The organism is Blautia sp. MSK20_18, assembly GCF_020553125.1.
Lineage (GTDB): Bacteria > Bacillota > Clostridia > Lachnospirales > Lachnospiraceae > Blautia_A > Blautia_A fusiformis.
Genome location: NZ_JAJCGR010000030.1, coordinates 1 through 20,246, shown reverse-complemented (window position 1 = coordinate 20,246; position 20,246 = coordinate 1). Strand labels below are relative to the sequence as shown.

23 protein-coding genes and 1 CRISPR repeat array are annotated in these 20,246 nt (G+C 40.8%); of the genes, 19 read left to right on the top strand and 4 right to left on the bottom strand.

What is annotated here, in order from left to right:
• The first annotated feature begins 55 nt into the window (after nucleotides 1-55).
• The 9 genes from LI091_RS14280 to LI091_RS14240 all read left to right on the top strand — a co-directional run bounded on the left by LI091_RS14280 (nucleotide 56) and on the right by LI091_RS14240 (nucleotide 7,062).
• A complete protein-coding gene (locus LI091_RS14280) occupies nucleotides 56-958 on the top strand; it encodes an AAA family ATPase (RefSeq protein ID WP_173734192.1) in 903 nt (300 codons plus the stop codon).
• Nucleotides 959-971: 13 nt separating this feature from the next.
• Nucleotides 972-2,666, top strand: coding sequence for a VWA domain-containing protein (locus tag LI091_RS14275; RefSeq protein WP_173734193.1), 1,695 nt, complete (start codon nucleotides 972-974; stop codon nucleotides 2,664-2,666).
• Between the two features lie 402 nt (nucleotides 2,667-3,068).
• A complete protein-coding gene (locus LI091_RS14270) occupies nucleotides 3,069-4,007 on the top strand; it encodes a leucine-rich repeat protein (RefSeq protein ID WP_173734194.1) in 939 nt (312 codons plus the stop codon).
• A gap of 97 nt (nucleotides 4,008-4,104) precedes the next feature.
• A complete protein-coding gene (locus LI091_RS14265; protein ID WP_173734195.1) occupies nucleotides 4,105-5,016 on the top strand; it encodes a leucine-rich repeat domain-containing protein in 912 nt (303 codons plus the stop codon).
• Nucleotides 5,017-5,139: 123 nt separating this feature from the next.
• Nucleotides 5,140-5,283 carry a hypothetical protein gene (locus LI091_RS14260; RefSeq protein ID WP_173734196.1) on the top strand — a complete coding sequence of 48 codons (144 nt, stop codon included), beginning with the start codon at nucleotides 5,140-5,142 and terminating at the stop codon, nucleotides 5,281-5,283.
• A 1-nt stretch (nucleotide 5,284) separates the two neighbouring features.
• Nucleotides 5,285-5,473 carry a hypothetical protein gene (locus LI091_RS14255; RefSeq protein WP_110102677.1) on the top strand — a complete coding sequence of 63 codons (189 nt, stop codon included), beginning with the start codon at nucleotides 5,285-5,287 and terminating at the stop codon, nucleotides 5,471-5,473.
• Nucleotides 5,470-5,799, top strand: coding sequence for a hypothetical protein (locus LI091_RS14250; RefSeq protein ID WP_173734197.1), 330 nt, complete (start codon nucleotides 5,470-5,472; stop codon nucleotides 5,797-5,799). Before LI091_RS14255 ends, LI091_RS14250 begins: the two co-directional genes overlap by 4 nt.
• Nucleotides 5,800-5,987: 188 nt before the next feature.
• Entirely contained in the window at nucleotides 5,988-6,278 is a 291-nt protein-coding gene (locus LI091_RS14245; RefSeq protein WP_173734198.1) for a hypothetical protein, read from the top strand.
• A 118-nt stretch (nucleotides 6,279-6,396) separates the two neighbouring features.
• A complete protein-coding gene (locus LI091_RS14240) occupies nucleotides 6,397-7,062 on the top strand; it encodes a hypothetical protein (RefSeq protein WP_173734199.1) in 666 nt (221 codons plus the stop codon).
• 103 nt (nucleotides 7,063-7,165) lie between these two features.
• Here LI091_RS14240 and LI091_RS14235 read toward each other — a convergent pair whose 3' ends face one another.
• Nucleotides 7,166-8,602: a hypothetical protein gene (locus tag LI091_RS14235; protein WP_173734200.1), complete on the bottom strand. Its 1,437-nt coding sequence runs from the start codon at nucleotides 8,600-8,602 to the stop codon at nucleotides 7,166-7,168.
• Between the two features lie 505 nt (nucleotides 8,603-9,107).
• On the opposite strand from LI091_RS14235, the gene LI091_RS14230 reads away from it, so the two are divergent.
• From LI091_RS14230 to LI091_RS14220, 3 genes are all read left to right on the top strand, one after another.
• Nucleotides 9,108-9,653 carry a hypothetical protein gene (locus LI091_RS14230; protein ID WP_173734201.1) on the top strand — a complete coding sequence of 182 codons (546 nt, stop codon included), beginning with the start codon at nucleotides 9,108-9,110 and terminating at the stop codon, nucleotides 9,651-9,653.
• 79 nt (nucleotides 9,654-9,732) lie between these two features.
• The gene (locus LI091_RS14225) at nucleotides 9,733-10,713 is read left to right on the top strand and encodes an RNase A-like domain-containing protein (RefSeq protein ID WP_173734202.1); all 981 of its coding nucleotides are present in this window, start codon (nucleotides 9,733-9,735) and stop codon (nucleotides 10,711-10,713) included.
• A gap of 63 nt (nucleotides 10,714-10,776) precedes the next feature.
• Complete coding sequence (locus LI091_RS14220) at nucleotides 10,777-11,313, top strand: hypothetical protein (protein WP_110102686.1); 537 nt, start codon at nucleotides 10,777-10,779, stop codon at nucleotides 11,311-11,313.
• Nucleotides 11,314-11,353: 40 nt separating this feature from the next.
• On the opposite strand, the gene LI091_RS14215 is transcribed toward LI091_RS14220, so the two are convergent.
• On the bottom strand, nucleotides 11,354-12,796 hold the full coding sequence (locus LI091_RS14215; protein WP_173734203.1) for a leucine-rich repeat protein: 1,443 nt from the start codon (nucleotides 12,794-12,796) through the stop codon (nucleotides 11,354-11,356).
• Between the two features lie 94 nt (nucleotides 12,797-12,890).
• On the opposite strand from LI091_RS14215, the gene LI091_RS14210 reads away from it, so the two are divergent.
• From LI091_RS14210 to LI091_RS14200, 3 genes are all read left to right on the top strand, one after another.
• Nucleotides 12,891-13,091 carry a hypothetical protein gene (locus LI091_RS14210; RefSeq protein ID WP_173734204.1) on the top strand — a complete coding sequence of 67 codons (201 nt, stop codon included), beginning with the start codon at nucleotides 12,891-12,893 and terminating at the stop codon, nucleotides 13,089-13,091.
• Nucleotides 13,092-13,180: 89 nt separating this feature from the next.
• Nucleotides 13,181-13,468: a hypothetical protein gene (locus LI091_RS14205; RefSeq protein ID WP_173734205.1), complete on the top strand. Its 288-nt coding sequence runs from the start codon at nucleotides 13,181-13,183 to the stop codon at nucleotides 13,466-13,468.
• A gap of 215 nt (nucleotides 13,469-13,683) precedes the next feature.
• A CRISPR array of direct repeats spans nucleotides 13,684-14,077; the repeat unit is 28 nt; unit sequence GTTCCCTCACTGCACGTGAGGGTATATC.
• A gap of 96 nt (nucleotides 14,078-14,173) precedes the next feature.
• Nucleotides 14,174-14,785: a thymidine kinase gene (locus tag LI091_RS14200; protein WP_173734206.1), complete on the top strand. Its 612-nt coding sequence runs from the start codon at nucleotides 14,174-14,176 to the stop codon at nucleotides 14,783-14,785.
• A 45-nt stretch (nucleotides 14,786-14,830) separates the two neighbouring features.
• Here LI091_RS14200 and LI091_RS14195 read toward each other — a convergent pair whose 3' ends face one another.
• Nucleotides 14,831-15,640, bottom strand: coding sequence for a hypothetical protein (locus tag LI091_RS14195; protein WP_110104262.1), 810 nt, complete (start codon nucleotides 15,638-15,640; stop codon nucleotides 14,831-14,833).
• A gap of 286 nt (nucleotides 15,641-15,926) precedes the next feature.
• Nucleotides 15,927-16,538, bottom strand: a complete 612-nt coding sequence (locus LI091_RS14190; RefSeq protein WP_265191287.1) for an HNH endonuclease — start codon at nucleotides 16,536-16,538, stop codon at nucleotides 15,927-15,929.
• Between the two features lie 124 nt (nucleotides 16,539-16,662).
• Here LI091_RS14190 and LI091_RS14185 point away from each other — a divergent pair, with 124 nt between their 5' ends.
• The 4 genes from LI091_RS14185 to LI091_RS14170 all read left to right on the top strand — a co-directional run bounded on the left by LI091_RS14185 (nucleotide 16,663) and on the right by LI091_RS14170 (nucleotide 19,926).
• Nucleotides 16,663-16,902 (top strand): hypothetical protein, encoded by a 240-nt coding sequence (locus tag LI091_RS14185; RefSeq protein WP_173734207.1) that lies wholly within the window; start codon nucleotides 16,663-16,665, stop codon nucleotides 16,900-16,902.
• A gap of 74 nt (nucleotides 16,903-16,976) precedes the next feature.
• Nucleotides 16,977-17,792: a hypothetical protein gene (locus LI091_RS14180; RefSeq protein ID WP_173734208.1), complete on the top strand. Its 816-nt coding sequence runs from the start codon at nucleotides 16,977-16,979 to the stop codon at nucleotides 17,790-17,792.
• A gap of 118 nt (nucleotides 17,793-17,910) precedes the next feature.
• Entirely contained in the window at nucleotides 17,911-19,524 is a 1,614-nt protein-coding gene (locus tag LI091_RS14175; RefSeq protein ID WP_173734209.1) for a hypothetical protein, read from the top strand.
• Nucleotides 19,525-19,578: 54 nt separating this feature from the next.
• On the top strand, nucleotides 19,579-19,926 hold the full coding sequence (locus tag LI091_RS14170; RefSeq protein WP_173734210.1) for a hypothetical protein: 348 nt from the start codon (nucleotides 19,579-19,581) through the stop codon (nucleotides 19,924-19,926).
• Nucleotides 19,927-20,246 lie beyond the last annotated feature (320 nt).

Sequence of the window (20,246 nt, the reverse complement as noted above, 5' to 3'; positions counted from 1 at the left end):
TTGGATATGTAAAAAACAAAAAGAGGCTGATGAGAAGCCGAAAAAGGAGAAAATAATGATGACAATAGAAGAGATTGATAAAGGACTAAAAGAGAACGGATATATCCCAAACGATGATATCTGCTATGCTGTATTTGAGGCACTGTCACTGCAGAAACCAATTCTGATTGAGGGTGACCCGGGCGTCGGTAAGACATCACTGGCGATTGCTGTTTCCAAAATGCTCAGCCTGCCGTTTCTGCGCCTGCAGATGTATGACGGATTAACAAAAGACGAAATCCTGTATGACTACGACTACCAGCGGCAGCTGCTGACATTGGAGGCAGTAAAACCCAAAATCAATGAAGAAATCAAGGGCATGGATGTAAATGCTGCCATCAGAAAAGTAGCAGGAGATGTAAATTTCTATGGAGAAGAGTTTCTGATTCCACGTCCAGTACTGCAGACCATTAACGGGACGGGAAAGAAACTGCTGCTGATTGATGAGATAGACAAGTCTTCAGAAGAGACCGAATATATGCTGTATGAATATCTTGAAGGATATGGAATCAATATCCCACAGCTGGGACCGGTAAATTGCCCGGAAGGCCAGAAGCCGGTTGTGTTCCTGACGTCTAATGGATACCGCGAATTATCAGGTGCAATGAGAAGGCGCTGCGGGTACCTCTATATCAAGAAAAAGACCAGGGAAGAGATTATTGAAATCCTGAAGAATAATGCAAAAGTTAACGACAAAGTGGCAGCCGGCATCGCATCATGCATTGTATCCCTGCAGGAGGAGCACCTGAAACATCCCGTATCTATTTCGGAGGCGGTCGATTGGGCGAACTTCCTGAAAAATGATGCAAATAAAGACATGGTCATGAAATCTATCGGACTGCTGGCAAAAGACAGAAGAGACATGGGAATTATCCGAAAGGCGGTTGAAACATACGCAGGAGATATTGCTGTAGAGTAAGGAGGGGGTTTGTTTGAATTGGATTGATTGTGAGGTATGTTTATTTTCCGAACAGTGTGATGGTCCCGATTATGCCCCACTTTGTATGGACTTTGATGACTATGAGTTTGATGACTATTGCGACAATTCTAATCCTTCGCAAGGTGTTGTAGGAGACCGGGCCCCGGTAATCCCGGAAGTAACGGCGGATACGCCTTCCTACCTATACGAATTCATCTTTGAGGCATGTGAGTATTTTAGCAGCGCAGGTTATATCTGCAATGCTTCAGAAGTGTTTTCCGTTATCAGTGATATGCGCGGAAAGGTAAATATCAAACGGCTCCTTTCCACAATGCTTGTACATAGTTATCAGGAGTCAGCCGCTTTTGATAAGATTTACAGTGAATTCCTTGAAAAATATTACTACCGGCACCGCGAAGAACGGGAAGCAAAAGATGAGCACGAAAAAAATAAGAAAAAAATGAATGAAAAACTGCAGCGCTTGACAGGGAGGCAGCAGGAGTTAAAGCAACAACAGGAAGAAGGGCAGAAAGAATCAAAAGAAGTTAGAAAAGCAGAGCAGACGCAGGAACAGCAGAAAGGTATTAAAAATCTGGAAGAATGCCTGGAAGGCCAGAAATCGTTAAAAGAATTCGTAAAAGTAGTAAAAAGTGGCATAAAACCTGAGCAAAGCCAGTTAATGCGTGAAGTTAAAGCTGCTTCCATGAAAGCGTGTACGAAACCCAACAGCAGCGAAATCATGGCGGCTATCCGGGAACGTGGAAAACAGCTGAAAGCAATCAAGGAAGAAGCCAAGAGCTTGAGTACACAGATTGCTCAGACGGAAAATGATATCAAGACAATGCAAAAGAGAATGCAGGAAGAAGACGCAAAGTTCCAGCGCAAAATGAATGAGATTGTGAAGGAGCAATCTAATATGCATCGTGCTGAATTCAATAAAGCGCTTGCCAGGAATGCAGTAAGGTCCAAACATGCCGGTGACATTGTACTGGATAAAGACTTCGCAAAAATGAATGATGCAGAGAAGCGGCAGATTGCAGACTATATCAAAGACAATGCAAGGAAATTCCGGACAAAAATGTCACGGAAGATTCGGGCAAACCGTTCATCTAAGATTGATATCCCGGCTACGATAAAGAAAAGTTGCCAGACTGGCGGCATCCCGTTAAGACTTATACACCAGAAGCCAGTGAGACAGAAGTCAAACTTGATTCTGATTCTTGATGTGTCTGGGTCCTGCAAGAATGCCTCTGAAATGATGCTGGTGTTTATGCATGCAATGAAGGAAGTGTTTCCCGGTGGATGCAAGACTTACGCTTTTACGAATCGTCTTTATGATATTTCAAAATTCTTTGAAACAGACAACCCGAATGAAGCAGTGAAAGCCGTTATGGATGCGATACCGAGGGCGGGTGCCTATTCTAACTATGAAATCCCGTTCAGAACGTTCTACGACGAGCACATGAGTGAGGTGACTGGCGATTCTTACATTTATTTCATCGGTGATGCGAGAAATAACAAAAATGCCAGCGGTGAAGACTATGTGAAAGCAATTGCAAGAAAGGCAAAAAAAGCGTTCTGGCTGAATACAGAGAAGACGGAAGAATGGAATCACGGCGATTCTATCATTGGAACATATGCAAAATATATGACAAAGGTGGCACAGACGGTGACGCCGGCGGAATTGCTGGGATTTTTGGAGAGGTAAGAATAGAGGGCTGCCACGCAAGCACGCCGCGGGTCCCCTTGCGGCTTTTGCTTCTGTCTGCAAAGACGGGCTTTTGTCAACGAAGAACGGGGAATCCCCGGCCGACCAAAGGTTCCGGTTTTGACTTCGCACGCGGGTTTGAATTCCCGTTCGTGCACTGCACTCAGCCTTGCGGCTTCGTTTGTCAGCAGCAAAAGCCGCTTGGTTATATTTATTCTCTGTACTCAGCCTTATCGATGGGCGGGAAACCCGCCCTCGTCTGGTACACGCGAGCATAGCTCGCGGTATCACGGCTTCGTTTGTCAGCCTCTGCGAGGCTTGGTAACGAAGGCGTAAGGCTGAGTTATCATGAAAAGAATTCCGCATATTAAGTGCAGAAGCAAAAAGAAAGGAGCAAAAAAAATGCCAAAATCAGCTAACGAAGAAGTCAGGACGATTTACCGGCCGCCGTATTCTGTAGATGCATCGGCGAGTGCTAAGATGCTGAAGAAATACTACGACGCCAGGAAAGACGGAGAAATAGTAGACGTGGTGACTCTGACAGAGCCATATAATATAATCGGAAGTAATGCTTTTGATTTCTGCCATGTTAAAGAGATTACTATTCCGGATACCGTGACACAATTGAATCGTTTTGCTTTTGCTGACTGCAAAACGCTAAAAAAAATCACGCTCGGAAAAGGTATTAAAAAATGTGGGGAGGACCTAACTTTCCGGTCAGGCGTGCAGGAAATCGTCTGGACAAAACCAATTAAGGAAGATGTAGACGATGCATTGTCGTCATTACTGTATGGATTAATCCGGGAAGAATCTTCAATATTCTACCGGACAGACGAAATCCGGCTAAACAAAGGGAGAATATTTCTCAATACAGGAAAAGCACAGAAAACCTTTCTGCTGACATATGGCGGCAGAAGCATAAGACTTCCAAAGTGCATTAACAAATACCTCAACATGTTTGTCATCCAGGATATGGTGTACGCGGCTCTCGCCAGCGGTACAGATAAGACAAGCCGGTCTCTGTCATACCGTCTCATTTTTAGAATGATGCAGGATTTTCAGAACAAAGCGAGCGTTGCACTGGAGCTGTACATCCTGGAAGGTTCGTCAGATGCGAAAAGATACCTCCAAAACAATGCGGCGAAAATCGCAAAAGCATTTGCGGAGTGCGGAGATGATGTTGCATTGTCAAAATTTGTATCTCTTGGCCTGATGGATGCAGAAGCGCTGCTGTATACACTGCCAGTCGCGCAGGAGAAGGAATTGCAGACATCCGTATCGTATCTGCTTGATGAGATGCGAAAATGCGGACTTGCAGTGCCGGATTCTCTGAATTTGTAAGTTCTTTAACATTTGACAAGCCGCTGCCAATCCGGCAGCGGCTTTTTTACTAAAAATCCAGTATATTGTACATATAAACACAAAAAGGAGAAATAATATGGATTTTGCATTTTATACAGACGCAGAAAAGAAACTAAAAGAACTGCGTTCAAAAGAAGAAAAAATAGAGATAAAAGAAGGTACAAAAATAATCGGCTCGTTTGCGTTTCGTGCCCCAAATGCCAAAGAGATTGTACTTCCTGATTCAGTTGAGACGATACAGATGTATGCATTTGGGAATTGTGAAAATCTTCAAAAAGTTGTTTTTGGGAAAGGAGTAAAGTGTATTTTTCCAGACATATTTAGTGGGTGTCATAACCTTTCCGAAATTGAATTTGCAGGAGATAAGGACCCGGATTTTGCGTTTGAGAATGGAGATGTAAGCGGAAGAGTGGCGTTGCTGCTTGACTTGACTCAATTTATTATGAACCTGAATGTAAGACCGAAATCAGTTTTCCAGCACATTGAGAATTTTCAGTTATGTGATTTGATGATGGAAAAATTTCTCACAGCAAAAATTCCACAGATGACAATCAAGATTACAGCTGGAGAAAAGAGTCTGCGTCTTCCAGTACCAATTCCAAAATATAAGGATTACGTGCTTGATGGGCTACTGCGTGATTGGTTAAAAGAAGTACACAGTTCAGTTTTTCGCAACAGGCTAACATTGTTAACGTCATTTGTCAACACTCCTGATACCAATTACGCGCTGGCGTTAGAGCTCTATCTTCTTGATGGTGATGCAAATGCACTGAGATACCTGAAAGAGTGGACATATTCTGAAATGATACATATTGTCAAATCTGGGAAATATGAAATAGTAAAAGATATTTTAAAGCTTGATTTCTTCACCGATACTGAGTTAAAATCGATGATTCAATACTTAAGCGAAAATAACATGATAGAGGCAATGGCTCATGTCATGGAATATGTAAAGGATGGGAATTTCAAAACAGATTTTTATTTGTAGATGTTAGCGCCGCAGTTTTCTGCGGCTCTTTGTGTGCATTTTTTTTGCTTATTTTTTCTTTCTGATACAAATTTCCGGCATACTACAAGAAACAAAAAAAATATAAAAAAGGAGAAAAAGAAAATGCTAAAAAGCAACAACACCAAATCATCAACTGGATATGACAGAATAGAGTTCTACGTTGACTTCGTGCATGTCCTGCTGTCGGCATTCCTGCTGGGGTATGTAATCGGTAAGGACAAGGTAAAAAAGAAAGGGGAAAAATGATATGCGTACGCTAGAAGAAAGAAAAAGACAGGCTGACGAAAACATGGAACGTATTGATGCTTTACTGACAAGAGAACTGGCATTCAGTGTTAAAAGTGGAGATGTCTGCAGCAGTGCTGTTCAAGCGCTTGCGCTGGCAAAAATTGCACTGGAGATGAGCAGCGAAAATCTACGAAAGGAGGAAAAATGATGCTTACATTTGAGCGAGAATACTTCGAGCGGCCGGTATACGGCCCAGACACGCAGTGTGTGATGGACCTGATGGCCGGAAAGATTACGATTAGCGAAGTCCCATTTGCGTATCGTGGAAAGCGTGAATTCAACTGCGCTTTCCAGTATACGAAATCACTGCCGCATGCGCAGGCAGAAATCGAACGGGAACTCATCAGAAAACAGATGCTGGATGATATCGCGGAATGCCGAAGAAGAGGAAAAAGAGGAGGCAAAAAAGAAAAAGATGTTGTGGAAATTTACATGAGGCTGTCTGAAGAGGAAAGACTCGCAAAATTTGCATAACGTTTTGTGCTGTGGTATAGTATATACAACAAGAGGGAGCAGAAGCCCCCACAGACATCAGGCGGATTCGCCGCCGAAATTCCTTTCTTTGTTCGAAAAGGTCGCTGCAGGTTTTGCAGTGGCCTTTTTTCGTATGAATGAAAATCACGCATATTATGTGTAAAGTAAAAAAGAAAGGAGTAAGTCTAATGTCTAAAGAAAGAGAAGTGTTATATCAAAATGCAAAATATGTAGTCAGGTTTTTGAAGGTTCATCTTGGAGGAAAAGATGAAATGGCGTCTTATCAGGAGGTCCGGCTCTTTGCGTATGATGAGGTCGGCAAATTAATTGTTGAGCGTGAATTGCTTTTTAGGTGTAATCCGGGATTTATCGTGCCAAGATTCGAAACTTACGAAGAAATCAGAAAATTCTGGAGCTATCCAAATCATGCAAGGCTGGAAGTTCAGCCAAAAACGATATACGACATCAGAGAAATTTAAATCTGCCCACTGGGCAGATTTTTTTTGCCACAAAATACGCTGTTCGTTCTTTTTCTTTCTTCCAAAGAAATTCAGCATATTGTATATGCACAAAAAAACGAAAAAGGAGATTTAAAAAATGGATATTGGAGCATACGCAAGGATTGATGACCTGTCAAACATCCTGGCTTCCGCAGGAGTAGATATCCCGCGCCTCCGCGGCCTGAGATTAATGGCAACAGAAGAAAAGATTTCAGAAGAAGAGATTAAAGAAATGACTGCCTCAGCAGATGTTGATGCGGTTGAAGACCTGGTTAGGTCCTGTCCACCATGGTCAGTTGGTTCTGATTGTCATTCTTACTGTTGGAGAACAGATAAGAACTTAAGACGCTTCCTGGTCTACACTAAGGATGAGAGTGGATACGACAGGCCGACTGCTGTAAGATGGGAAAAAATCCACGGCAAAAGAAGAAAAAAAATTAAGCTACTTACTAAGACACAGGTCAAACGCATCCGGAAATCTATGGATACGTTCAATAAATATGCCGGCAGAAAAGACGTGTTGTATGTTCATGCCCGTATTGGCGGAAATAACTGGGTATTTTTTTGCGGTCAGAAGGTAGCAGAGCATCCGGCTTTCATTGAAAGAGTGGATGACTGGTTTGATTCAACTTATTGCGATATCTATCTGAAAGTAGATGAATCTATCGTAGAGCAGTATCTCAAGGAAGAGAAAGAAAGAGAAAAAGAGGCTGAAAAAGAATCCCCTGCACTGTCCGAAGCGGCAGCAGCAGACGAGTCTTAAAAACTCGGCAAAAAAAATGTCTGCCAGAAAATATATAGTATATTACAAAAAAAAGGAGCAGCTTTTGCTGCTCCTTTAAGATAACAAGCGGGAAGCTTATGGTTCAGGATAATTTACAGATATACTCAACACATTGAGATTCCGTCATATATCTTGGAATCATATTCTTTTTACCACAATGGTCTATGGAAATCCAGTCGTCTTCCGTTATTTCCACTTCGCAAGGAACAATCGTAATGAATTCACGAATTGTTTCAGAAAACCCATTTGGGAATGTTGGTGTTTCGCAGGTGATGGATGATACCTTATGCCCTGAGATAGACGCATCTGTTGTAAACGCTTCAACGCTTTTTGGGATGCATATAGATTCGATATCATTAGATATGAGTTTTGTACCAATCAGCCAGGTTTTACCAGGAAATGTAACATTACCTTGTAAAAACCATGGGGCTGAACCCGTGATAAGCATTCCTCGATTAGTCTGATAGAGAATGTCATCTTCGCATCCAACTCTTGTAAGCTCTTCGTTGTTTGATGGAGAAAGCAGAACGTGTTTGCAACTTAATTCCAACTTATTTTTTTCTATTGCTTTTTCTAATTCCACTTCGTCTCTTGTTTTTGCGTCGGCATAAAGATGAATGGTTTCACAAAAAGGTTTGTCAGAAAAATTTCGAAGTACATGCAGTAACCTGAAATCTTTAACAATGAGTTCTTTGATATAGTCAGCACTATCGAATCCGTCTATCATTACAATTCTTTTAATAGAATCTGTAAGTTCAAAGGAAATATCTTTTCCGTTCACTTTAACCAGACAGTCTCCGAACATAATGAGAGTATCCTCCAAAGACTCAAAGTAAGAATCAGCCAGCGCATCTTTATCCAGGCTTTCCAGCCTTTCGGTATTGATTATTTGGTGTGCCATACATCCGTCAAGGGCCATTCCTGAAATACGATTGACATCTTTAAAATCCAGAATGTAATCCGAGGGTTTGCAAAACGTATTTAGAAGAGTCCTGCCGTAATACTCCTCTTCGTACCCAGCATCCGTATTTACTGAAATGAGCATTGTTGAACCATTCTCAAAATGTTCTGATTCAGAAATGACTTTACAAATATTAGGGAATGTTCTGTTTTTCATTCGGATTTTTACAATTCCATCCTCAATCTTTAATGTAGTTACATGTGGAAAAATTTTTTCCATATTAGTCAAATCATATTCTACAACAGCGTTGGACTGACCAAAAAGTGTAAGGACTGTATCTGATTCGGCAAGCATGACATCGGTCAGTATTGTATTAGTATCTATCGCAGCTAACTGCGCTTTTTTCTTTTTGCCTTTTTTGTCCTTTTTCTTTTTAGCTTTCTTTTTTTTGTCTTTTGTAATAGTATCGGTTTCAATACTATTCATCTCATTTTTCTTGTTCCCATCGTTTGCATAATTTTTTTTCATCATTTTTTTCGCAGGAAGCCACATCCGACGAAGAAACGATATTGTTTTCGTTTCGCAGTCAGACATGAGAAGAGTGCGTTTCGCATCCATCCTGCTTCTCCTTTCTTGATATTTGTCAAATATAATATGCATGATTTGATAAATGGCGGAAAATCTCCGGTCAATTTTGCTGTCCGCAAGTAGATATTGCATTGTAAAGACTTTTGCAGGCCGGTACATGCCATTAACGGAGAACGGGAAGTCCCCAGCCGACAAAAAGTCGTCCGCGGGTCAAATATTCCGGTTCTAATTTCGCACGCGGGTCTGAATCCCCGTTCGAAGTCAAGTAACGAGTTCAGCTTTGCTGGCGAGTTATTAAAAATAAAATATAAGAAACAAAAGAGACGAAGACTCGCAAAATTTGCACATACATTATTCGTATGGTATAGTATAGACAACAGGAGGGGAACAAAAAAATCCCCCAGACATCAGACGGATTCGCCGTCGCATACCTTTCTTTGTTTGGCACCCTGCCCGGAATAACCGGTCGGGGCGTTTTTGTATAAACCGGATTTTGCATATTGGAAAAGACAAAGAGTAAGAAAGGAGAATAATCATGATTGATTTTAAAGATATTAGATTTACAGATAAAGAGGAGCTCATTTTTTTACCGGCAGCGCTGCTTAACGATTTTTTGTACTTTCTGGACTGCAAACGCCCGGATGTAAAACATAAAACTTTCATGCTGTTTAAGATTAAGAGGAACGAAAAAATAAAAACAGCAAGAAAAGAATATGTAATGCAGCATCAGTATATATTTGACGGGACTGCATATGCAGACTGCCCTGTAGATAAATATATGGGCCTGCTTTCCAATATTGACCCTGATTGGCTTTATACAGAGCTTCGCAAGTTCTATTACGGTGGTCCGGAAGAAGACCCGGAAGTTAAAAACTGGAGATATGAGAGCGTTAAGCCAATAATCGTGACGGAGTCACCAAAAGGCGATAACGTGTCCATTGTACGGTTAGACCCAAAGCGGTTTAAGGGTATCGGCTCTTATCGAGAAATGACGGAACTGGAAGGGTTGATGGAAGACAAGCATCTGTCGCAGCATGACATTGATGTTATCCTCAGTGCGCTTAAAATCAAATCTGAATGAAGAGGCTTTTGACCTCTTCATTTTTTTTGTCTCCTGTATTCTTCATATTAAACATATGAGAAAACAGGAGGTGAGCGAATTGGCTACCTTAAAAGAAATTGAAAAAAATTACGATAAAATAAGAGTTGATGATATATTAAGTTATCGTTCACACGCAGAACAAAAACATATTTCCGTGTCAGAAATAGATTCAATGGAACGTATACTGAAAGAAGAAAAGGCAACACAAAGCATGTTTATCGCAAATACCGAAAGGCCAAATGACTCAGAGGAAAATAAAGTTTATGCTTATGACCTGATAGCGGAGGCTTTGGCGTACAAAAAAAATGACGTGTTGGACTGGCTAAAAGATGAGTACAGCGACAGGCAGCTGATGATTACCGTACCATTCGATGAATATGTGGGGCGTGGGTTCGTGCTTGATAAGAAAAAAGGATTGATTAAAGAATATGAAACAAAAGATATTACCTTATGTCTGGAAAAAGACCTATACTCTAAAACAGGGTTCGGCCTGGTAACGGCATATCCTGAGCTAAGAAATGAAGAACGGATACAAAAAACTGAAAGAGATTTGTCTTATGTCGCTAAGCAGACAAAAACCTATAAAAATGCTACCGCTTTGGGAAAAGCGTATATCTTATACAGAACCAATCCGCAGTCCAAAACAATTGTAAAATACAAAGAAGACAGGTATACCGGTGAGGAATATATCCTTTTGCAGTCCAAGATAAGGCCAAAAGAGGGGAAGCCATTAAAGATAAACACGATAAAGATGAACGAGGATTCTATTACGCTGAGAACCTCACAGTATCGTGATGAGAGCGGACGAGGTCGACCTGAACCGATAGAGACAAGACTCTCAGAGATGGCAGAAGAACGTGGCTTTGGAAATAAATTCAGTGTAAATCTAAAAGACCCGGAAATACAGGAGAAATTCTCCACAATATTCAAAAATGCCTGCAATGCTATGCGGCAGGTTCAAGATGCGATAAAAGCAGTGCAACGGGACGCGCTCGGACGGGATGAGAAAATGATAGACTCTGTAGAAGAAGAAAGATAGTCCGCAAAAATTGCAGAAAACGAGAAAATATGCCATACTATAAGTAGAAAAGGAGGTGTTTGAATGATTTCCTTTAAAGATATAAAGCTGACAGAACAAAAAAATACAATTTATATCCCACAGCATCTGAAATGGACGCTGGAAAACTTTCTAAAAAGAGATTTTCCAGATATGGAAACATGGACTATCATGTCATGGCGGATGAAAGACGGTTCGGCGGCAGCACGGGCAAGAGATAAGTTCCTTTTTCATCACAAAGATATGTTTGATGGCACGGAATACGAGAATCTGGCTGTAGAATACTATGTGGGATTTGAATCTTATATTAGCACTGACTATCTGCTGGAAAAATTAAAATCTTTCTACGGACTCGGGAAAGATGAGGAAGTAAGAGAATGGGAAAAAGAACGTAGTAAAAACATGCTGATGAGCCATGCTGCAGATACAATGGATGATGTTGTTCTCCCACTGGATAAGAGAGAGTTTGAGGCGATTGGCTCTTATGAAGAAATGGAAAACCTGCAGGAACTGATGAGGAAGAAAAACCTCGGAAGAGATGAGATTGCGCTGGTTTTGAGATGTTTGGAAAGAAATGGATAGAAAGAATGAGCAGGCTTATCGCCTGCTCATTCTGCTTATTCTACGAAAGTGTATTATTGATTTTAAGTATAAGTTCTCTCATACTTGCATTTTCAGCCACAGATTTGATTTCTCTTAAGTCATCTTCCAAAAGCATTCCAATATTCACGGCGACGATGGCATCGCTTTCCCTATCTTCTTGAATATACCGCAAGACGATGGACTTTATGTCATCTTTCAGGTATGCTGCAATATTTTTATCTTTCGAAAAGGCATATTCTCTTATCATAGTATCCTGTCTTACCTCTTCATTAATTGCATATTGGTATGCCTTTTTCAATGTTGCAAACTCTTCATTACAGATTTTGTCCAGCTTTTTGATACTCTTTTCGGTCATATATCGTGGCAAAAAAACATGGCCTTTATTACATACAACCTTAATGACGGTATTTTTGTCATCCGGATATGGCTCATAGTTCCTTGCGAATGCCTCAATGCAGCCATGCGGAACATTTTCTCCATTACACTGAATAACTGTGACATTGTCAGCATTAAGGAAAGCTCCAGACTGAATATTAGTCACAGAAGCTGGAAACTCTACTGAAGCAATATACGGAGACGAAAAAGCATATGTACGAATAGTCTTGACTCCATCTGGTATTACCGCATTCCCTGATAGGAACCATGCGGAATCATACAGAATACCACCTTTTTTATCGAAAATCATATCGTTTTGGGACTTAAGATAGTTATTCTCATCGTTGATTTGAACATGTTTCGCGTTTAAACAAATTTCGTTCGAGCCAAATGCTTCTCGAAAATCTGTTATATCGTCAATGTACAAGGTATCGCAAATCTGAGCATCCCCAATTCCATTAAGCACACTGAGCAATTTGTAATCTTTCACAACGAGTCTTTCTAGCTTACTACCAGAAAAGCCTTCCGGAAAAATAATATATTTTACATCTTTCGTGAGCTCATACGAGTCAGTGTCATCATTGAATCCAATGAGACAGTCTCCAAACATGATAGGCCCACTTCCAAGGTGTGCTTTATTTAAGTCGAAAGCAGAGCCTGAGAGTCCGTCTTTGTTGATACAGGTAAGATGTTCTGTATTAAATACTTTTTTTGTATCACACCCATCAAGTGCCATGTCCGCTATAACAGCAACGTTTTTGAAATACAAGGCTTCTTCTTCAGATTTACAAAATGCATTCAGCAAAATTCCTTTTTCACTTTTCAATTTGCTTGTTCTGATAAGCATTGTTTCCTTTGTCTCAAAGAGCGGAGACTCTGATATAACCTTTCGGATGTTCGGAAATGTACGATTTGATATCCGAATAGCCGTTACACCGTTCTTGATTTTTAAGGTCGTAATATTTGGAAATTCTTTTTTCATCCCTCTTAAATCATAAGCGGCAACATCTCCTTCAAGAGTAAGAATTTTGTTTCTCTGCGTAAGACCAATTTCAGTGACTACATCGTTTGTTATTTTTCTTTCCATTTTCTTATTCTTTTCTTGATTTTTTCATAGACAATATGCTATATTTCAGAACAGGCAAAAACAGATATCACTGATAATGGAAGGGTATGTATAAATGACAACAAAAGAAAAGTTATTAAAAGAATTCGAAGGATGTTTATTTGATTTTTGGGGTGAGGAACCAACAAAAACAAAGATAAAAGAGGCATGGTACGACTTTCTGGATACAGTCAAGGAATCCGAGAAAGTTCCAAAATCTTATTATACATTGACAAAAGATGAAAGAGAAAGGCTGTATGAAATCGCCGGCTTGTGACACCAAAAAATAATTCGGCCATATATACATAAGCCAGGAGGACCGCCTCCTGGAGTGTAAGAAAGATTTGCCGTCTCAATTCATTTTTTTTGTTTGAAATTAAAAAGAAGGCTAAAAGAATCCGGCAGAGCATGGAAACGTTCAATAAATATGCTGGACGAAAAGATGTTTTATACGTTCATGCGCGGATTGGCGGAAACAACTGGACTTATTTTGGCGGCTCGGAAATTGCACGGCACCCGGCATTTATTGTGCAAGTGGATGACTGGTTCGATTCTACGTATTGTGATATCTACGTAAGAGTAGATGAGAAGGTTGCGGAGAAATATCTGAAGAGGAAAAAAGAGAGAGGAAAAGAAGAAGAAAAAGATTGTTAATGCATAGGGCGGATTCTCCAGTGTAAGTTAGAAATCCCGCTACTGGACGATATAGCAGTGGGATTTCTTTTATTTTTTTGCTATGCAATGGCACAATCCTGATTTTTTAAGCATATTATATGTGTGACGGGATAAGAACAATGCAGTACAAAAACTTTTGTGCAATTTACACAACGAGGTGTTTAAGATGGCTGAAAGCCGCATAAACACTGAGTGTTCCCTCACTGCACGTGAGGGTATATCGCATGGTTAATAGTGTTTCCGGGTTTCGGTGGTGTTCCCTCACTGCACGTGAGGGTATATCGTCACCAAGACCACAAGCCTCCAGGTCTAGCAGGTTCCCTCACTGCACGTGAGGGTATATCGCCAAATATAAGGCGCAAAAAGAGGTTAAGAGGGTTCCCTCACTGCACGTGAGGGTATATCGTTCGACCAGGTACTCATATCGGTTCTGAAGTGGTTCCCTCACTGCACGTGAGGGTATATCACATTTTTCGGAATCACTGGAAGCCCGCAATAAGTTCCCTCACTGCACGTGAGGGTATATCGCAAAAACGAAATTCTGTTTCGTAATGTTTGTCGTTCCCTCACTATACGTGAGAGTATACAGACACTGTTTTGCAGTGTCTTTTTTGTATTTAAATATCTCGCATATTAAATGTATAAATTAAAAAAAACACAACAAAGAAAAGGAGAAAAAAAATAATGGCAAAACTTTATTTTAGATACGGTGCCATGGGCAGTTCCAAAACCGCAAACGCACTTATGGTCGCTTACAATTACAATGAGAGAGGCAAAAAAGCACTGCTTGCAAAACCTCTGACAGACACGAGAGAGATTGGTGTAATGCATAGCCGAATTGGGCTGGAGCAGCCGTGTATCAGCGTTGAAGAATTGGTTCAGATGAACGATGCAGCGCTGAAACAGTATGACTGTTTCATTATTGATGAAGCGCAGTTCTGCAGGAAGTCCGATATTGAGTTTTTTGTTCACATCGTGGATGACCTCGGGATTCCGGTCATCTGTTACGGCCTGCGTGCTGATTTTCAACAGAATCTTTTCGAGGGCAGTCAGTGGCTACTTGCGTGGGCAGACAAGATTGAAGAAATCAAGACGGTCTGCTGGTGTGGAAAAGGAGCCCGCTGTAATGCAAGGATTGACGAGAAAGGCAGAATCATCCGAGCAGGAAGACAGGTGATGGTTGGCGCTAATGAGAGTTATATTTCTCTTTGCAGGCGCCATTTTAGAGAAGGAAAGACTTATCCGGACATGCAGACAAAATCAGATTTGCCCAAAAGACATATGGTTGAAAAATAGTAGTACACAAGCATTTTAAGAGCAGGCGAAGCCTGCTCTTATTTTTTAATCGTCCTTATCTACCGTACAATCGACAAATATATTGATTTCAGGCCATTCTTTTGAAATGATATCCCCGACATATTGCGCTGTCTGTTTTATTTTCTCAATCCCATCATATTTTTCTAGGAATTCTTTTATATCGATTTCGCAGTACTCATCTTTGTGCAATTGATTCATTTGTATGATGATAGAATACAAGTAATCATCATACTTCTCGGAAAATCCGCCTGACTGAATACACACTTTTATACATTCCAGACGTTTGCCCAGGTAATTAATGACATCTTCAACTTCAATAAGTAAAATATTGTCATCGTATGGTAAATCATGTATTTCGTTAACAGGCGAATAACTGTCTATCAGTTTCTCTTTTTTATAGTCAATGTCTACATCTGGAGATAATGAAGAGCCTTGCCCTGGGTCATCATCATAGAAATCGAAGAATAATTTTTGTATCATAATATGCCATCTCTCTTTTAGAGGGTATAGATGCTTCTCAGGAAATGTATTAATAAGCAATCCTTCGATATGCCCACTAAATGCAGACCACTCTGCTTTATCTGTAAGAATGTCGGCATCTGCGATATAAACTGTGAAAGTATTTTTGTCTGTCGGTTTATCGTTAAATAATACAATCTTCAAAACGTCAACATTTCTTCTGTCGAAATCAAGGCCAAACATTACGGCCATTTGCGTATGGCTTTTGTTTTGAATCTCTTGCTGTTGCTGTAATACCCTAACAACCTCTTCATCTGAGTATTCTTTATTTACTTCTTTACCATTACTTTCAGTATACTTTATATATTTTTTCATTTATATAAAAAATCCCTTCTTTTCATTGTTTTTAGTATAGCAACTGCACAATATCACGTCAATCAATTTATACTCTGCACTCAGCCTTACGGCTTCGTTGGTCAGCGGCCAAAGCCGTACTGTGCTCAGCTTGACGGCTTCGCTTGACATTTGCTGCGCAAATTGGTAGCGACTCCGGCAAAGCCGGGGAGTTATCAAATATAACGGTTTTGTGAAAATTAGACATTTTTCGAGATATTTCCCACAAAAAAACAACCTCACAGATATTTTCCGTGAGGCTGTTTGGTCAGTTCTTTTTTGCTTTATTCTTTTTTTTGCTGTTACTTTTTTTCTCCGATGAGTTAGATGACTTGTATGCTTTTTTGTAGATTTTTTTGATGCCTTTTTTAATCTTTTTATTGTGCTTATCTGAGATTTGATAGTCTACAACAGAAAGCATGACCTGGAAAAAATCATCTTGGAGGGCATCGTCTTTTAATTGATTACATTTGCGGCAGCAGCACTGAAGATTACTGTAATCATAGGTTCCTCCTTTAGATATCGGAACGATATGGTCAACGGTAAAACTATCAGGCGGCACGAATCTTCCACAAATGCCACAAGTGCCTTTGTCCCGTATGTAAATATCGCGGCGTTCCTTCGCTGTAAAACGTCTGCGCGGAGTTTTGATGATTTTAACTGAACTGTTTGGCAAAGCTGATGATGCTGATTTTTTCACGGATTCAGCAGGGATACTCTCAAATCCTTTTAATTTTTTACTGCATCTGTTGAGAATCGATACAGCGAGGTCATTCGCCATCTCGGTCGCTTCATTAACATCGCTTACCAGGTCAGACCTGCGCGCAGAGGCATCGTAGTGTATATACTGCTTCGTTGCCTGTTTGTAAAGAATCTGCATTTCTTACTACTTTCTTCTTTTGGTTGATGTAAAAAAAATATGCAAAATTTCCGCAAAGAAGAAAAAAGGACGCAAGATTCAGCATATTGCAGACAAGAGAAAATAAATGTAAGGAGGAAAAGAGATGCTAATTAAAGCGTGTGTTTTCATTTTATGTCTCGGCATCGTGGTAATCATTGGTGGGCTTGCGATGCTGTGCTGTATGAATAAAGAAGAAGCAGGCGCAAAAACAATGCTGGCGGGGTTTCTGTTATCGAGTCTTGGGGCGGTATGCTTATTGTTCCGGACAGTCGGTGTTGCACCGGCCATCATTGTCGGGCTAATATGTGTATGCTATGCGCTGGTAATGATTCTGACAAGCTGATTTCTTATGTCTCAGGTTTTTCGGCATATTAAAAAAGTAAAAAAAATATCAGAAAAAAGAAAGGAAAAAGAACTATGAGTAAATTAGAGAAAATGCCAAAGGAAGAACTTGTCAACGTGCTTTCAATACTTCTGAAGTATGACCCGCAGCTGAAAGACTACGATATTGAATTCAGACCTGAAGCCGTGAACATCAGACTTAATGGCCAGCCATGCGGAGGCATTACCGTCAGAAACATTTACGATGCGTATGAAAGAGTGGGGAATGTCTCACAGATTGCAGATTCTGTAAAAGATTGTATCTTAAGACTGAAACCACAGTCTCCACAGGCTCATCCGTCTCGTCAAATGGGACAGCAGCCAGAAATGCAGAAAAAAGAGCCGGTTATCATTGAAGTGAAAGCGTCCAGGGTCATGGAAATCCTGGAAGAGATGAACTCCAGTACTGCAGATGTAGAGTATAGGAGACCAGCGGCAGCAGCCAAGCCAGAATGCTTTGATTATGCAAAAGAAGAAGACACTTCCGGGACCGTATCACGGACAAAAACAAATCAGGAGAATCAGAACGATTTTTTAACAAATACGACAAAACAGCAGATTAACAGCAACGAATTCCCTCTCGATGATGACGATGATGACGATGTGACCGAATCAGACGTTCAGGCCACACCGATGGTCTCAACCGATGGCCCGGAGGTCGCTCCGGCAGCATGTGATTCCGTAAATTTTACTCCAGCCCAGGAGGCGAAAGAGGATACAAAAAAGTCTTCAAATCCGCAGGCCGGCATGGGATTAAAAGATGTACTTTCAGCAGCGTTAGGCGTACCGGAGGCTGGAAGCGAGGAGGCAGAAGCCGCAGCAAAAGCCGAAGAAGATAGGTTTGCTCTGTAGGCATAGTTAAAAAATAGCAGATGCGTCAGCACCTGCTATTTTTTTTGTATTTTTTTTCGCTGGCAAAGGCAAATATTCTGCATATTGCAGATAGAAAAACATAAAAAAGGAGAACGACATGGCAGAAAAAAAGCCTAAAAGTATAGAATCTGAACTACATAAAAAGGCTGCAAGGCCTAATACGGCACCAATTGTGAATAAAAAAACGCAGCAAAAAAAGAAGAAAAAGAAAAAGAAGAACCCTCAGGCGGACAAAAAAAATCTACAGAAAATGGAGGCACAGCGTTTTAAATCAGCATTAAGCAAAATCACACAGGGGATTGTTTTTTCAGAAAAATCCATTTTCCAGTCTGTCGACGTATCCTCAGAAGTACATACTACTAAAAAGTCTGTGACTTACACTGTTATGATACAGCCAGTGCTTAAAAACAACAGCATCGGGCATGTCAGGGAAACAATCCTAGTGTACAGCAAGAACTGGACAGTTGATATGATGAAAAAAGAGATATTGGATGTGCTGAAGCGTGACTCTTACGATTTTATACCAGATAAAGAAACAGAAACGGATATCAAGCAAAGAATCCTGGACATTATAAAGTCTCATCCGGATGTCGTCGTAGATAAGGAATTCATACCATATACAGACTGGTTCTGCTCACGGTATTTCTGGCTCGCAAATGCAGTGATAAACAATGATACAGAAAAGGGAGAACCAATCAGACACAAGCTCACAAACATGGTAATCAGCCGAAACGGGGAAATCAGTTTCCAGTATTATCAGTTCCCATTTATCTACAAGAAAGGAAAGATTGGAACGCGGAAAAACTACGGCCAGAAGCAAGCTGCAAAGTTTATTAATGAAAACGCTGGAGAACTGCGAAAATGTCTTGCTTTTCAGCAAAACAACAAAGACGAAAAGAAGAATATAAAGATAATCATCAATAACGATTCCGTACACATAACAATTGGTTTTGGCGATAAAAGCTATAAAAAACATATGACAGGAACGGTTGATTCTGTTGCGCTTGAAACATGGGATGAAGTAGTGACAGAAGAATACTATGAGGAAAAAGAAGCCTTAAAAAAGAAGATTGAATCCAGGCTCAAGAAACTGAAAACCTGTGGAAGCCTGCTGCACCGGACCATCCTGAAAATGGTTGCAGAAAGAGAGGGAGAAGAGTGGCCGGAGAAAGACGCGTATGACTGGGAAGAAAAAATCATAACCGAAGAGATATATTTGACCCTGGGTTCCGGGGTTTCTAATATCGTCTCCAAGCAGGAAATCACTGATGCGGTGGCGGACCTCATAAATTGTGGCCTGCTGCGAAAGAAAACGATGAAAAAAGTGGGTAAAAATGGACGGTTCAGCGAAATATTCCTGCCGGGTGCCAAGAACACAGTCCTGCTGCCGGGTGCTGACTATAAAGTCTTTGCGGAAATGCCTTTTGAGAGGAAATGTTGCGGATTTAATCATTTTACAGATATGGACTGGATAGACTGGCTACGGAGCCGTACGCCGGACAATCTAGACCAAACTCCTGACAGCAATATCACGGAAGCCTTATCTTTACTGGAGCATCGCTGTGTTACTATGCTATATCCAAAAAAAACACGTGAATTTCTTAGAAAGATGCCTCCGGCCTGGATGGAATACGCCGAAACTATGTATGAGATTACTGACGATGAAGGCGAAAGAAGGTACTGGAAACTCGTGCAGAACTGGCTTTCTTAAGGCTTTCGGCATTCTGCATATTGCTTGGAAAGAAGAACGAAAGGAGACAAAAATATGCAGAAAGATAATTTCCCAAAAATTCCACCGCTGCCGCACATTACCGGAAAGGAGTTGTTCGAAGACGATAAGAAAGCGGAGGAGTGGTTCCATGCTTTAACCCTGCGGCGTGCTGCGCTGGCTAATCTGATTGCCTTAACACAGGCTTCCATGTACAGCAAAGACGGAAGTCCGGATGCGGAAGAGTTTGTCATCGTGTCGCCGTGCACAGATGGCGTATATCGATATCAGTTAACGAAGTTTGACAAATTCGGGCCGGTGTATGACGAAAAAGGAAACGACGAAAGAGAAATCGCAAAAGGGATTCCGAATTCGTATGTTGTTGTGGAGGTGATGGAGAAGTAGCGGAGTGAATAAAGCTTGGAATGGAAAATGGAAAAGAGAAGAAAAAAGACGAGGAGAAGATACAGAGAAGCCCCAGAACCCGCAAGCGGGTTCTGGGGCGTTTTGCTCCAAAAGGGGTTTTACATCATCGATAGACTGGTACACGCGAGCATAGCTCGCGGTATCATAAATATTATACTATACGTTTTCCTCTCGAAACTAATTGTAGTATACACAATATTTTTGTAAAATACAACCTTCTTTGCATTTTTCTGCATATTAGACATATACAGATTGATTCAGAAGGAGGAATAAAATGAGAAACAGATGTATGTTTGAAA

Bases quoted from the DNA above. Each gene is read 5' to 3' on its own strand.
- LI091_RS14280 (WP_173734192.1), top strand. From the start codon at position 56: ATGATGACAATAGAAGAGATTGATAAAGGACTAAAAGAGAACGGATAT.
- LI091_RS14270 (WP_173734194.1), top strand. From the start codon at position 3,069: ATGCCAAAATCAGCTAACGAAGAAGTCAGGACGATTTACCGGCCGCCG.
- LI091_RS14265 (WP_173734195.1), top strand. From the start codon at position 4,105: ATGGATTTTGCATTTTATACAGACGCAGAAAAGAAACTAAAAGAACTG.
- LI091_RS14260 (WP_173734196.1), top strand. From the start codon at position 5,140: ATGCTAAAAAGCAACAACACCAAATCATCAACTGGATATGACAGAATA.
- LI091_RS14255 (WP_110102677.1), top strand. From the start codon at position 5,285: ATGCGTACGCTAGAAGAAAGAAAAAGACAGGCTGACGAAAACATGGAA.
- LI091_RS14250 (WP_173734197.1), top strand. From the start codon at position 5,470: ATGATGCTTACATTTGAGCGAGAATACTTCGAGCGGCCGGTATACGGC.
- LI091_RS14245 (WP_173734198.1), top strand. From the start codon at position 5,988: ATGTCTAAAGAAAGAGAAGTGTTATATCAAAATGCAAAATATGTAGTC.
- LI091_RS14240 (WP_173734199.1), top strand. From the start codon at position 6,397: ATGGATATTGGAGCATACGCAAGGATTGATGACCTGTCAAACATCCTG.
- LI091_RS14235 (WP_173734200.1), bottom strand. From the start codon at position 8,602: ATGGATGCGAAACGCACTCTTCTCATGTCTGACTGCGAAACGAAAACA.
- LI091_RS14230 (WP_173734201.1), top strand. From the start codon at position 9,108: ATGATTGATTTTAAAGATATTAGATTTACAGATAAAGAGGAGCTCATT.
- LI091_RS14220 (WP_110102686.1), top strand. From the start codon at position 10,777: ATGATTTCCTTTAAAGATATAAAGCTGACAGAACAAAAAAATACAATT.
- LI091_RS14215 (WP_173734203.1), bottom strand. From the start codon at position 12,796: ATGGAAAGAAAAATAACAAACGATGTAGTCACTGAAATTGGTCTTACG.
- LI091_RS14210 (WP_173734204.1), top strand. From the start codon at position 12,891: ATGACAACAAAAGAAAAGTTATTAAAAGAATTCGAAGGATGTTTATTT.
- LI091_RS14200 (WP_173734206.1), top strand. From the start codon at position 14,174: ATGGCAAAACTTTATTTTAGATACGGTGCCATGGGCAGTTCCAAAACC.
- LI091_RS14195 (WP_110104262.1), bottom strand. From the start codon at position 15,640: ATGAAAAAATATATAAAGTATACTGAAAGTAATGGTAAAGAAGTAAAT.
- LI091_RS14190 (WP_265191287.1), bottom strand. From the start codon at position 16,538: ATGCAGATTCTTTACAAACAGGCAACGAAGCAGTATATACACTACGAT.
- LI091_RS14185 (WP_173734207.1), top strand. From the start codon at position 16,663: ATGCTAATTAAAGCGTGTGTTTTCATTTTATGTCTCGGCATCGTGGTA.
- LI091_RS14180 (WP_173734208.1), top strand. From the start codon at position 16,977: ATGAGTAAATTAGAGAAAATGCCAAAGGAAGAACTTGTCAACGTGCTT.
- LI091_RS14175 (WP_173734209.1), top strand. From the start codon at position 17,911: ATGGCAGAAAAAAAGCCTAAAAGTATAGAATCTGAACTACATAAAAAG.
- LI091_RS14170 (WP_173734210.1), top strand. From the start codon at position 19,579: ATGCAGAAAGATAATTTCCCAAAAATTCCACCGCTGCCGCACATTACC.